Source organism: Streptomyces griseobrunneus, from assembly GCF_046713465.1.
In the GTDB taxonomy this organism is placed as follows: domain Bacteria; phylum Actinomycetota; class Actinomycetes; order Streptomycetales; family Streptomycetaceae; genus Streptomyces; species Streptomyces microflavus.
Window position 1 is genome coordinate 6,064,789 of the sequence record NZ_CP177080.1, and the last position, 12,418, is coordinate 6,077,206.

The 12,418-nt window shown below is 72.7% G+C and carries 13 protein-coding genes; 6 read left to right on the forward strand and 7 right to left on the reverse strand.

Going from position 1 to position 12,418, the window contains the following annotated elements; all coding sequences use genetic code 11:
* Positions 1 to 56: 56 nt before the first annotated feature.
* Positions 57 to 821 (forward strand): hypothetical protein, encoded by a 765-nt coding sequence (locus tag ACK8N7_RS27600; RefSeq protein WP_403208780.1) that lies wholly within the window; start codon positions 57 to 59, stop codon positions 819 to 821.
* On the opposite strand, the gene ACK8N7_RS27605 is transcribed toward ACK8N7_RS27600, so the two are convergent.
* The 4 genes from ACK8N7_RS27605 to ACK8N7_RS27620 form a co-directional block, all read right to left on the reverse strand.
* Positions 761 to 1,492 carry a hypothetical protein gene (locus ACK8N7_RS27605; protein WP_500444425.1) on the reverse strand — a complete coding sequence of 244 codons (732 nt, stop codon included), beginning with the start codon at positions 1,490 to 1,492 and terminating at the stop codon, positions 761 to 763. The two genes, ACK8N7_RS27600 and ACK8N7_RS27605, sit on opposite strands and share 61 nt — an antisense overlap.
* Positions 1,489 to 3,288 (reverse strand): phosphatidylglycerol lysyltransferase domain-containing protein, encoded by a 1,800-nt coding sequence (locus tag ACK8N7_RS27610; protein ID WP_500444426.1) that lies wholly within the window; start codon positions 3,286 to 3,288, stop codon positions 1,489 to 1,491. The genes ACK8N7_RS27605 and ACK8N7_RS27610 overlap by 4 nt, the downstream gene beginning before the upstream one ends.
* A 63-nt stretch (positions 3,289 to 3,351) precedes the next feature.
* Entirely contained in the window at positions 3,352 to 4,473 is a 1,122-nt protein-coding gene (cobT, locus tag ACK8N7_RS27615; protein ID WP_500444427.1) for a nicotinate-nucleotide--dimethylbenzimidazole phosphoribosyltransferase, read from the reverse strand.
* Positions 4,474 to 4,655: 182 nt separating this feature from the next.
* A complete protein-coding gene (locus ACK8N7_RS27620; protein WP_500444428.1) occupies positions 4,656 to 5,858 on the reverse strand; it encodes a bifunctional adenosylcobinamide kinase/adenosylcobinamide-phosphate guanylyltransferase in 1,203 nt (400 codons plus the stop codon).
* Between the two features lie 78 nt (positions 5,859 to 5,936).
* Between ACK8N7_RS27620 and ACK8N7_RS27625 the strand changes: the two genes are divergently transcribed.
* Positions 5,937 to 6,146 (forward strand): hypothetical protein, encoded by a 210-nt coding sequence (locus tag ACK8N7_RS27625; RefSeq protein WP_031122139.1) that lies wholly within the window; start codon positions 5,937 to 5,939, stop codon positions 6,144 to 6,146.
* 68 nt (positions 6,147 to 6,214) lie between these two features.
* Here the strand turns inward: ACK8N7_RS27625 and ACK8N7_RS27630 are convergent, their stop codons facing one another.
* From ACK8N7_RS27630 to ACK8N7_RS27640, 3 genes are all read right to left on the reverse strand, one after another.
* Positions 6,215 to 7,306 carry a S1C family serine protease gene (locus ACK8N7_RS27630; RefSeq protein WP_500444429.1) on the reverse strand — a complete coding sequence of 364 codons (1,092 nt, stop codon included), beginning with the start codon at positions 7,304 to 7,306 and terminating at the stop codon, positions 6,215 to 6,217.
* Between the two features lie 122 nt (positions 7,307 to 7,428).
* On the reverse strand, positions 7,429 to 8,121 hold the full coding sequence (locus tag ACK8N7_RS27635; RefSeq protein WP_403209089.1) for a class I SAM-dependent methyltransferase: 693 nt from the start codon (positions 8,119 to 8,121) through the stop codon (positions 7,429 to 7,431).
* 89 nt (positions 8,122 to 8,210) lie between these two features.
* Entirely contained in the window at positions 8,211 to 8,807 is a 597-nt protein-coding gene (locus ACK8N7_RS27640) for a DUF3043 domain-containing protein (RefSeq protein ID WP_355088268.1), read from the reverse strand.
* A 299-nt stretch (positions 8,808 to 9,106) separates the two neighbouring features.
* On the opposite strand from ACK8N7_RS27640, the gene ACK8N7_RS27645 reads away from it, so the two are divergent.
* The 4 genes from ACK8N7_RS27645 (at position 9,107) to ACK8N7_RS27660 (ending at position 12,365) form a co-directional block, all read left to right on the forward strand.
* Positions 9,107 to 9,889 (forward strand): PspA/IM30 family protein, encoded by a 783-nt coding sequence (locus ACK8N7_RS27645; RefSeq protein ID WP_032752896.1) that lies wholly within the window; start codon positions 9,107 to 9,109, stop codon positions 9,887 to 9,889.
* A gap of 13 nt (positions 9,890 to 9,902) precedes the next feature.
* Complete coding sequence (pspAA, locus tag ACK8N7_RS27650) at positions 9,903 to 10,181, forward strand: PspA-associated protein PspAA (RefSeq protein ID WP_500444430.1); 279 nt, start codon at positions 9,903 to 9,905, stop codon at positions 10,179 to 10,181.
* 160 nt (positions 10,182 to 10,341) lie between these two features.
* The gene (locus tag ACK8N7_RS27655; RefSeq protein ID WP_403208792.1) at positions 10,342 to 11,655 is read left to right on the forward strand and encodes a sensor histidine kinase; all 1,314 of its coding nucleotides are present in this window, start codon (positions 10,342 to 10,344) and stop codon (positions 11,653 to 11,655) included.
* Complete coding sequence (locus tag ACK8N7_RS27660) at positions 11,652 to 12,365, forward strand: response regulator (protein WP_319340711.1); 714 nt, start codon at positions 11,652 to 11,654, stop codon at positions 12,363 to 12,365. Before ACK8N7_RS27655 ends, ACK8N7_RS27660 begins: the two co-directional genes overlap by 4 nt.
* The last annotated feature ends 53 nt before the right edge of the window (positions 12,366 to 12,418 follow it).

The window sequence follows — 12,418 nt, forward strand, 5'->3', positions numbered from 1 at the left end:
AGATTGGCTGAAACGTCAGAAAAGCCGCAGAGCTGAGCAGATCGGGAGCGGGTGGCATGGGTAACTGGTGGCACACCAACATCGTCGAGCCGGGCAAGCTCCCCCTGCTCCTCGCGCTGGCCGCCTTCGTCCTGACCTTCGCCATCACCCGCACCATCACGCGGATGATCCGCGCGGGGAAGGGCCCGTTCCGCAACATCGCCCCGGGCGGGGTGCACATCCACCACGTGGTGCCCGGGGTCGTGCTGACCGTGATCGGCGGATTCGGCGCGGTGGCCGCCGGCCGGCAGGGGATCGCCGCCGGGGTCTGCGCGGTGATCTTCGGGGTCGGGGCCGGTCTGGTGCTGGACGAGTTCGCGCTGATCCTGCATCTGGACGATGTGTACTGGACCGAGGAGGGCCGCCAGAGCGTGGAGGTCGTCGTCCTGACCGTCTCCCTGGTGGTGCTGGTCCTGGCGGGGTTCTCGCCGCTCGGCGTCGACGACGTGGACGCCGAGGAGCAGCAGAGCAGGCTCGGCGTCATCGCCTCGTACGCCGTCAACTTCTGCTTCGTCCTGATCGCACTGTTCAAGGGCAAGACCCGGATGGCGGTGCTGGGCACCCTCGTCCCGTTCGTCGCGCTGATCGGCGCCCTGCGCCTGGCCCGCCCCACCTCGCCCTGGGCCAAGCGCTTCTACCGCAACCGCCATCGCGCCCGCTCCAGGGCGGTGCTGCGCGCCTACCACCACGATGTGCGCTGGGCGGGCCCGCGCCGGAAGTTTCAGGACCTCATCGGCGGCGCCCCGGACCGGGTCCCGCTGCCGCCCTCCCGCAAGCCCTGACCCCGGCCCTCGTGCCGCCGCCCGAGCCACTCCCGTACGGCACACACCACCAGCACGGCGGCGATGGAGGCCAGATGTTCCCGGCCCGCCAGGTTGTCCTTGACGAGGACCTCCACCACCATCGCGACGACCACCAGCGCCCCGGTGAACCAGGCCCGGTAGGCGTGGCACACGTAGACCGCGAGCCCCACCACCGCCGCCGAGGGGCCGGTGTCCACCACCTGCGCGTCCGAGGCGGGCAGCCCGAGGAACGCGTCCGGGCCGAGCGCGATGCCGACCCGGGCGTACAGCGTCCCCGCCAGCGTGGCGACGTACGCGACCGCGAGCGTGCGCCACCGCCCCAGGCACACCTCCGCGATGCCGAACACCAGCAGGATCTGCGCCAGCGCACCCCACACCGGCAGGTCGAGCGCGGGCACGAACAGCGACAGCGGTGTACGCAGCAGGGCGAGCCACACCGGGTCCTCGGCCCGCACCGCCCCCAGGTCCTGCACCGGCCCGTAGCCCCACGCCTGGTTCTGCACCACCTGGACGGCCGCGGTCAGCGCCACCGCCGTCCACGTCAGCGCGAGCGCCCGGACGCCGTGGTCGCGGAGCCCGTTCCGTACGGTGGTGACGAGCGGGCCCCACTCCCGCCGCGCGGCCCGGCGCAGCGCCGGGAGGCGGCTCATCCATGCGCGCCGAGACGCGCGCGGTGCAGCCACTTCGGCAGCCCCGGCGCTTCCAGGAACCCTTCGGCGCGGCCCGCCGCGATGGAGATGCGCGCCAGGTCGGCGCTCTTCTCGAACAGCATGAAACGTGGCTCCCAGATCGGTCGGTACTTGGCGTTGGCCCGGTAGAGCGACTCGATCTGCCACCAGCGCGAGAAGAAGCTCAGCAGCGCACGCCACAGCCTCAGCACCGGTCCCGCGCCGAGCCGCGATCCCCTCTCGAAGACGGACCGGAACATGGCGAAGTTGAGCGAGACCTGAGTGATCCCGATCTCGTCGGAGCGCTGGAGGAGCAGGATGGCCATGAACTCCATGAGGCCGTTCTCCGCCTCCCGGTCACGGCGCATCAGGTCCAGGGAGAGGCCGTGGGGGCCCCAGGGGACGAAGCTGAGGACCGCGCGGAGTTCGCCGGGCGCCCCGGCCTCGTTCCCGGCCGCGTTCCGGCACTCCAGCGTCACGCACTGCCCGTCCGCCGGGTCGCCGAGCCGGCCGAGCGCCATGGAGAAGCCGCGCTCGGTCTCCCCGTCGCGCCAGTCGTCGGCGCGACGGACCAGCTCGGCCATCTCGGCCTCGGGGATGTCGGAGTGGCGCCGGATCGTCACCTCGTAGCCGGCGCGCTCGACCCGGTTGTAGGCCTGGCGCACCCCGCGCATCGCCCGTCCGTCGAGCGTGAAGTCCGCCGTCTCGACGATCGCCTCGTCACCCAGCTCCAGCGCGTCCATGCCGTGCCGGGCGTAGACCGTGCCCGCCTCCTCGCTCGCGCCCATCACGGCCGGGATCCAGCCGTGCTCCCGGGCCTCCGCCAGCCACGGCTCGATCGCACCCGGCCAGCCGTCCGGGTCACCGATCGGGTCGCCGGAGGCCAGGGAGACCCCGCCGACCACCCGGTAGACCACGGCGGCCTTCCCGGTCGGCGACCACACGGCGCTCTTCTCCCGGCGCAGCGCGAAGTAGCCGAGCGAGTCCCGGTCGCCGTGCTTGTCCAGCAGGGCGCGCAGCTTCGCCTCGTCCTCGGGGGTGAGCGCGTCGACGGCCCGGCGGGAGCGGAACGCGGCGTACACGACGGCGATCAGCAGCAGCGTCGAGAGGATGTTGATGACGACGTCGACCCAGCCCGGGGTGGTGATCCCGGGGAAACGCGAATCGTCGGCGGCGACCGAGACCAGCCGCAGCGCCCCGTAGCGCCAGCGGTCCAGGAAGGTGGAGCGGTAGTCGTCGTGGGCGGTGTTGCTGACGGTGACCAGGGCCGTCGCGATCAGCGAGGTGACCAGCAGCCCCACCACGGCGACCAGGGCCGCCAGTCTGGGGTTGGAGCGGTCGCCCTTGGCGTAGAACTCCCGCCGCCCCAGCAGCAGGGCCACGACGAAGGCGGCCGTCAGCGCCATCGAGACCCAGTTCTGGGCGTGCTGCCGGATCTCCGCGAAGAAGAACGCGAGGACCAGCGCGATCAGGACGAGCCCGCCCAGGACCAGGTTCACGATCCACGCGGCCCGCTTGCGCCGCCGCATGGTGACCGCCAGGAACAGGGCGATCACCCCGGAGGAGAACCCCGCGGTGAGCAGGTAGGGCGTGAAGTAGTTCTCGGCGTTGTGGCGCCGCAGGTCCTGGCCGAGGGTGACCCAGACCGCGCTCAGGAAATTGATGAACGAGACGACGCGCAGGTACCAGATGGCGAACGCCGCGCTGCGCCGGGACCGGACGGCACTGCGCCGGGCTGTCTCTTCGGCCGATGAGCCTCTCCCATGAGAGGTGATCATATGGTGCATTACGGACACGGGGGCGGCGGGTGTGAACCGTGGTCCCGCACCGCCCCCGGCCGCTCAGGTCGCGTCGAGCGCCTTCACGTCGGCCTCGGCCCCGTCCTCGGCTGGTGTCTCCGCCTCGTCCTCGTCCTCGGCCGCCACCGGCGCACGCTCCGGCAGCTCCGCCGCGAGCGCGGCCGCCGCCTGCACCAGCGGCAGGGCCAGCAGCGCACCGGCTCCCTCGCCCACCGTGACCCCGTGGTCCAGCAGCGGGGTCAGCGCCATCCGGTCCAGCGCCTTCGCCTGGGCGGGCTCCCCGCTGACCTGCCCGGCCAGCCACCAGTCCGGCGCCCGGAACGCCGCCCGCTGTGCCACCAGCGCACAGGCCGCCGCGACGACTCCGTCCAGGATCACCGGCATCCGGCGCACCGCCGACTGCAGCAGGAACCCCGTCATCGCGGCCAGATCGGCGCCGCCCACCGTGGCCAGCAGTTCCAGCTGGTCACCCAGCACCGGCCGGGCCCGGCGCAGCGCGTCCCGGATCGCCGCGCACTTGCGCATCCACGCCAGGTCGTCGATGCCCGCACCGCCGCGCCCGGTCACCACCGAGGCGTCCGTACCGCAGAGCGCCGCGACGAGGGTGGCCGCGGCCGTGGTCCCGCCGACGCTCAGGTCGCCGAGCACCACCAGATCGGTGCCGGAGTCGGCCTCCTCGTCGGCGATCGCCATGCCCAGACGGACGGCCTGCTCGGCCTCCTCGGCGGTCAGGGCGTCCTCGATGTCGATGCGCCCCGAACCCCGCCGCACCCGGTGACGTACGACGGACTCGGGCAGCAGCTCCGGGTCGCAGTCGATCCCGGCGTCCACGATCCGCACCGGCACCGAGAAGCGCCGGGCCAGCACCGCGACCGGGCTCGCCCCGTCGAGGGCGGCCCGGACCAGCTCGTGGGTGCTGCCCGCCGCGCGCCCGGAGACGCCCAGCTCCGCCACCCCGTGGTCACCGGCGAAGAGCACCACCCGCGGCTGCCCGACGGCCTTGACCGGTACGGACTGCTGCGCGGCGCTGAGCCACTCACCGAGCTCGTCGAGCCGGCCCAGCGCCCCCGGCGGGACGATCAGCCGCTCCCGCCGTTCCTCGGCGTCGCGCCGGACACCCCCGTCGGGGCGTTCGATCAGGTCGGAGAAGTCGTCCAGGTTCACGGAGGTCTGCCTCGCGGGTCGTCACGTCGGGTTCCGGTCCGGGAACCCGGCGGCGGGTCCCTGCCGGGAACAGTACCGGTCGGCCCGGACGGACCGGGGCCCCGAGTACTGACGCCCCCTCACCCCGCAGCACGACCACGACGGCTCCCCTCACCCCCGCACCATGACCAAGGCGGCCCCCCTCACCCCCGTACGACCACCGTCTGCCCCGCCACCACCAGCAGCACCTCTTCGCACTCGGCCGCCACCGCCGCGTTCAGCCGTCCCAGCTCGTCCCGGAACCGCCTCCCCGCCGGGGTCGCCGGGACCACCCCGGACCCCACCTCGTTGGTCACCAGCACCACCTGGCGCCGGGTCCCGCGCACCGCGCCGACCAGCTCCGCGACCCGCGCCCGCAACGCCGTCTCGCCGCCCTCCCGCCACCGCACGTCCTCCCAGGCGTCCACCCGGTCCATCGCGTCGGTCAGCCACAGCGACAGGCAGTCGATCAGCAGCGGCGGCCCGTCCGCGCCCAGGAGTCCCGCGACCTCGCAGGTCTCCTCCGTCCGCCACGCGCCCGGCCTGCGCTCCCGGTGCAGCCCCACCCGGGCCGCCCACTCCGGATCCCCGTCGCGCCGCCCGCCGGTCGCCACGTACACGACCTCCGGGAACGTCTCCAGCCGCTGTTCGGCCTCCAGCGACTTGCCCGACCGGGCGCCGCCCGTCACCAGCACCCGGCGCGGCACGTCCGGCAACACCGGGTACTCGCCGACCACCAGCGTCGTCCCGTCCGGCATCGCCCGCGCCCCGGCGGCCGCGAGGCGCCGCTCCAGTGCCGCGCCCGGCGGGGCGTCGTGGTCCAGGTGGACCGCGATCACCTCGGTGGCCGGACCCACCGCGCCGACCGCCCGCAGCCGTGCCACCGCGTCGGGCCGCCCGATCACATCGCAGACGATGAGGTCGTACGGCCGCTCCGCCCGCCCGTCGAGACCGGAGGGTGCGGCCCCGGGCGGCAGGTACAGCAGCCGCTCGCCGTCCGTGGAGCTCACCTCGTAACCGGTCCCCGGCGCGTCCATCGGCACCGCCCGCACCCGGTGCCCGCTGATCAGCGTCAACACCTGGCCGTCCGGCACCCGCCCGGCCGGCGGCAGCGTGGGCGGCAGCTCGACGGCGGGCCCGTCGTGCGGATGGGTCAGCAGCACCTGGCGCACCGCGCCCAGCGAATGCCCCGCGCGGGCGGCCGCGAACACCGCTCCCGGGGTCAGGTCGAGGAGCAGCGCGTCGTCGACCAGCAGGGCAGTCGCGGCCCGCGCCCATGGGCCGCGGGCCGTCGCACAGGCCGCACAGGGGCAGGAAGGGCGCGGCAGCCCGTCGGGGGCTCCGGTGCCGAGCAGAGTGAGTTCCACACCTTGATCCTCCCGCGTCCCCCCGCGCGGTGCGCGCCCGGCTAGGCTTCGGGCAGCAACGTGACCCAGGAGGCGGACATGGCGTGGACGTGGCGGTTCGAGAAGTCCGACGGTACGGAGACGGAGCCGGCCCTGCAGCCGGAGGAGTTCACCACCCAGGGCGACGCGGAGTCCTGGATCGGTGAGTACTGGAAGGAGCTCCTGGAGGGCGGTGCCGCCCAGGTGACGCTCTTCGAGGACGCGACCAAGATCTACGGCCCGATGAGCCTGCAGGCCGACGGCGCCTAGGACGAAGAAGGAGGGCGGGCGGTACGGGACTCCCCGTACCGCCCGCCCTCCTTCTGTCTCCGGGCCCCTCAGATCTCCCCGAGCGTGACCTCGGCCGTCCTGCTGTCGTCGTCCCGCGTGTACGTCACGGTCGCCTTGTCGCCCGGCTTGTCGCTCGCCAGGGCCTCGGAGAGCGAGGTGATGGTGGTGACCCCGGTGTCGCCGATCTTCGTGATGATGTCCCCGGCCCGCAGTCCGGCCTCGTCGGCCGCGCCGCCCCGCTCCACGCTGACCAGCGCCACCCCGGCGGGCCGGTAGGAGTCGTCGACGACCGTACGGCCGGTGATGTTCAGTGCCGCCCGCCCCGAGTCGGTGACCCGGCCGTCCTTGATGATCTGGTCGGCGACCGTCCTCACCATCGAGACGGGGATCGCGAAGCCGATGCCCGGCGCCGCGCTGTCGCCCATCTGCGGGTCGGTCGCCGCGAGGGTCGGGATGCCGATCACCTCGCTGTCGAGGTTGACCAGCGCCCCGCCGCTGTTGCCCGGGTTGATGGCCGCGGAGGTCTGCACCATGTTGGCGATCGTCGCGCCCGTGCCGCCGCCGGCCCGGCTCTCGCTGACGGTGCGGCCGAGCGCCGAGACGATGCCCTGGGTGACGCTGCTGGAGAGGCCGAGCGGCGAGCCCATCGCCATCACGATCTGCCCCACCTCGACCTTCTCCGCGTTGCCGAACTTCGCGGGCTTCAGTCCGTCGGGCACCTCGTCCAGCTTGATCACGGCCAGGTCCTGCTCCGGGTAGGAGGAGACCAGCGAGGCGTTGAGCACGGCTTCCCCGGTGGCGACGGTGACCTTGAACTTCTTCTCGTCGCCGATCACATGGGCGTTGGTGACGATATGGCCCCTGTCGTCGTAGACGACCCCGGAACCGAGGCCGTCCGACGCGTCGATCTGCACCACCGAGGGCAGCACATCGTTGATGACGGCCTGGTAGGCGCTCTCCAGATCGGTGGTGGCACGGGTCGCGGAGCCCTGGGCCGTACCGGAGGGGCTGGCCTCCGGGGCGGGTGCTGCCGCCGGGTTCGCGCCGGAGCAGCCGGCCGCCAGGGCGAGCGCGCAGGCACCCGCGGACAGGGGGAGCAGCAGGCGCCGCACGGAGCGGCGGGAGGGGGATGCGTCCATATCCGGAGTCTGGTGCCACCACCCTTTCGGGTGCCTGTACTGATGGGCCGAACGAGGGCGCACCTGTACGTACGACACGTACGACGTCCGGCTGCCCGTACGGCACGTACGACATCCGGCTGCTAGCCGCGCACCCCGCACAGATGCAGCAGTGCCGCGACGGAGCGGTACGGATCGGTCCGCCCTGCCCGGTCCTCCAGGGTCAGCACCCGCTCCAGCTCCTCGGCGGGCAGCTCGGTCCCGTCGGCAACGTTGTCCGTGAAGACCCGCACGCCGTACCAGGCGTGCAGCGGGGCGGCGATCCCGGCCAGGGTGGCCCTCAGCGCTTCGAGCCGGTCGGCACGGACCGTGAGGCCGCGCCGGTCGGTGTACGTGGCCGTGTCGAAGGCCTCCAGCGCCGCACCGAAGTCACCGGTGAGCCCGGGGCGCATCGCGAGGGCGTCCGCGTTCCGTACGAGCAGGGAGAGCAGACCGCCCGGCGCCAGCATCCGGGCCAGCCCGGCCAGCATCGGGTCGGGCTCCTCGACGTACATCAGGACGCCGTGGCAGAGCACCACGTCGAAGCTGCCCGGCAGGAAGTGGACGCCGGTCTCCCGGCCCTCGCCCTCGACCAGCTTGACCCGCGCCCGGATGCCCTCGGGCTCGGTCGCCAGAGCCTCGCGGGCCGTACGCAGCAGCTCGCCGTCCGACTCCAGACCGGTCACCGAGTGACCGGCCCGCGCGAGGCGCAGTGCCTGGACGCCCGAACCCGTCCCGACGTCCAGGATGCGCAGCCGCTGACCGACCGGGAACCGCCCGGCTATCTGCTCGTCCAGCTGCCGGGCGACGAGCTCCTGGCGGACCGTGTCACGCACGCCGCCCGGGCTCGCCGGACAGACCCCGGTGGAGCCGGAGGTTTCCGTGCTCAGGGCCGCTCTCCGCGCTTGACCTGCGGCTTCGGGAGCCGCAGACGGCGCATCTGGAGTGTGCGCATCAGGCCGTAGGCGACGGCGCCGCGCTTGGGCGTGTCCGGGAAACGCTCCCGCAGCTGCTTCTTCAGACGGATCGACAGACCGATCGAGTCGATCACGATCAGGATGATCACACCCATCCAGAGCAGCAGCGAGATGCTCTGGATGTTCTGCACCTGGATCACGCTGAGGATCAGGATGACCACGGCGAGCGGCAGGAAGTACTCGGCGATGCAGAAGCGTGAGTCCACGAAGTCCCGGACGAAGCGCCGCACCGGGCCCTTGTCGCGGGCCGGGAGATAACGCTCGTCGCCCGAGGCGAGCGCCTCACGCTGCCTGGCCAGGTCGGCGCGGCGCGCTTCGCGCTGGCGCTTCGTGGCCGCCTTGCGGTCGGTCGGCGCGCTGGAGGCACGCCGGCGCTGCGTCTGGGCCTCGCTGCGCTTGGGGGTGGGGCGGCCCTTGGGAGACTGCGGGTCGCGGGGATGCTTGGAGAGGTCCGCCGTCACCTTGTCGGTGGGGACCTTCTCTTCCTTGGCACGGCTACGGAACACAAAACCCAAGGGTACGGGGTCGGCGGACGGGCTCGTGGACCCGGGCGGGAACGATCCGGCAACGGACCGCCTGCCGAGAAGCGCCCCGACAGGGGCAGAAGGGGCGTTTACCGCCGGTTTCCCCGACCGTCACCTACACCCTGGGCGGGAGCGACGACGGGGTGCAGTCGTCCTTGGGGAGGAGCACATCGGGACTCGAACAGTGCGGTAATAGAGACAGGGCCCGTACTGTGGGTTCTATCGGGAGTGCTGGAGCTCAGTCCGTCAGAAGGGGGCGCGCGAAGCCCATGAGCGGTGTCATGAAGCGTATGGGGATGCTTTTCCGCGCGAAGGCAAACAAGGCCCTTGACCGGGCCGAGGATCCGCGCGAGACCCTGGATTACTCGTACCAGAAGCAGCTGGAGCTGCTTCAGAAGGTGCGACGCGGCGTCGCCGACGTGGCGACGTCCCGCAAGCGGCTGGAGTTGCAGCTGAACCAGCTGCAGGGCCAGTCGTCCAAGCTGGAGGACCAGGGCCGCAAGGCGCTGGCACTGGGCCGCGAGGACCTGGCGCGTGAGGCGCTGTCCCGGCGTGCCGCCCTTCAGCAGCAGGTCACCGACCTGGAGACGCAGCACACGACGCTGCAGGGCGAGGAGGAGAAGCTCACCCTCGCGGCCCAGCGGCTGCAGGCCAAGGTCGATGCCTTCCGCACCAAGAAGGAGACCATCAAGGCGACCTACACGGCCGCCCAGGCGCAGACCCGGATCGGCGAGGCCTTCTCCGGCATCTCCGAGGAGATGGGCGATGTCGGCCTGGCGATCCAGCGGGCCGAGGACAAGACGCAGCAGCTCCAGGCGCGAGCCGGCGCCATCGACGAGCTGCTCGCCTCCGGCGCCCTGGACGACCCGACCGGCACGGCGAAGGACGACATCGCCGCCGAGCTGGACCGGATCTCCGGCGGTTCGGACGTGGAGCTGGAGCTGCAGCGTATGAAGGCCGAGCTGGCCGGCGGCTCCTCGTCCTCGCAGCAGGCGATCGAGGGCGGTGCCCAGGACGGCACGCCGCAGTCGCAGCAGTCTCCGCACAAGTTCGACAAGCAGTAGTGAGGGCGGCGTCATGATCGTACGGATCATGGGGGAAGGCCAGGTCGAGCTGGCCGACAGTCACGTCGTCGAACTCAACGAGCTCGACGACGTCCTGCTCAAGGAGATGGACAGCGGGGACGGCCCCGGCTTCCGCACCACGCTCCACGCGCTCCTCGACAAGGTGCGCGAGCTCGGCACTCCGCTGTCCGACGACTCCCTGGAGCCGTCGGAGCTGATCCTGCCGGGGCCCGACGCGACCCTCGAAGAGGTGCGCGCCATGCTCAGCGACGACGGGCTCATCCCGAACTAGACGTACCTGCTCCACCAGCACTCGCACACCTGTGCCCCGCGTCCGGCCCGCCGGTGCGGGGCATCGTGCTGCGTGCCCCGCCCTCCCCGCAGGGCTCTGTGGTCGTATCGGCACACCGCGGAGACCGATCCGTACGCGACACGCCGTACCGTTGCTGGACGTGACCACCCTCCCCTCCGGGTTCGCGCGCGCCCGCCGCTGGCTTCGGGACCACCCCCTCGCGTTCGACGCGACCCTGGCGTTCTGTGTCCTGATCGCGATGATCTGCGGCTCGTTCGCGGACCCGGGCAAGGGCCACGGGCCGACGTTCGGGACCCGCACCCCCGAGGTCTTCAGCGTGCTGCTGATGGTCCTGGCCGCCTCGGCCCTCGTCCTGCGCCGGCGCCACCCCATGGCGGTCCTCGCGGTGACCGGCGGCCTCACGGCCACCGAGTACATCTTCATGGACCCGCCGGCCCCGGTCGTGATGAGCACCGTCATCGCGCTGTACACCGTCGCCTCGCGCACCGACCGCCCCACCACCTGGCGGGTCGGCCTGCTGACCATGGGGGTGCTGACGGTGGCCGCGATGGTCTTCGGCTCGACGCCCTGGTACAGCCAGGAGAACCTCGGCGTCTTCGCCTGGACCGGGATGGCGTCGGCCGCCGGGGACGCCGTACGGAGCAGGCGCGCGTTCGTCGACGCGATCCGGGAGCGCGCCGAGCGGGCCGAGCGCACCCGCGAGGAGGAGGCCCGCCGCCGCGTCGCCGAGGAGCGGCTGCGGATCGCCCGGGACCTGCACGACGTCGTCGCCCACCACATCGCCCTGGTCAACGTCCAGGCCGGGGTCGCCGCCCACGTCATGGACAAGCGCCCCGACCAGGCGAAGGAGGCGCTCGCCCACGTACGCGACGCCAGCCGCTCCGCACTCAACGAACTCCGCGTCACCGTCGGGCTGCTGCGCCAGTCCGGCGACCCCGAGGCCCCCACCGAACCGGCCCCCGGTCTCGCGGTCCTGGACGAGCTGGTGGCCACCTTCCGCAACGCCGGGCTCCCCGTCGAGGTGGCCGGCGCCGACCGGGGCCCGGGGCTCCCCGCCGCCGTCGACCTGGCCGCGTACCGGGTCATCCAGGAGGCCCTGACCAACGTACGCAAGCACGCGGGCGCCGGGGCCAGGGCCGAGGTGAGCGTCGTACGGGTGGGAGTCACCGCCGAGATCACGGTGCTGGACAACGGCCGGGGGAGCGCTGCCCGGCGCCCGGGGACGGAGAGCGGCGGCGGCGACCCGGAGGACGGCACCGGCACCGGCGCCCCGGACGGCGGAGGCCACGGTCTTCTCGGCATGCGGGAACGGGTCACCGCCCTCGGGGGCGCCCTCACGGCGGGACCTCGCTACGGAGGCGGGTTCCGGGTCCATGCGATCCTGCCCATCGAAGCCCGCACGGGCGAACCGGAACCGCCCGGCCCGGCGGCCGCGACGGGGGAACGCCGATGACACAGTCCGCAGAGACGACGCAGCCACCCATCAAGGTGCTGCTCGCCGACGACCAGGCCCTGCTGCGCAGCGCGTTCCGGGTGCTGGTGGACTCCGAACCCGACATGGAGGTCGTCGGCGAGGCGGCCGACGGGGCCCAGGCGGTGGAGCTGGCCCGGGCGACCGGCGCCGACGTGGTGCTGATGGACATCCGGATGCCGGGCACGGACGGGCTCGCCGCCACCCGCATGATCAGCGCCGACCCGGCGCTGGCCGCGGTCCGGGTGGTCATGCTCACCACCTTCGAGGTCGACGAGTACGTGGTCCAGGCCCTGCGCGCCGGGGCCTCCGGCTTCCTCGGCAAGGGGGCCGAGCCGGAGGAGCTGCTCAACGCGATCCGGATCGCCGCAGCGGGCGAGGCGCTGCTCTCCCCGGCGGCGACCAAGGGGCTCATCGCCACCTTCCTGGCCCAGGGCGGCAGTTCGGGGGAGGGGCCGGACAGCGCGGAGTACGCCGAACGGCTGGCCGCGCTCACCGTGCGGGAACGGGAGGTGCTCGTGCTGGTCGCGGGCGGGCACTCCAACGACCGGATCGCCGAGCGGCTCCAGGTCAGCCCGCTCACCGTCAAGACCCATGTGAACCGGGCGATGGCGAAGGTGGCGGCCCGGGACCGCGCCCAGCTGGTCGTCATCGCCTACGAATCGGGCCTGGTACGCCCTCGGGTGGAGTGACGGGGGGCCGCAGGACGCGGAGGGTGGAGAGACGGCGTACTCCACCTGCGGTA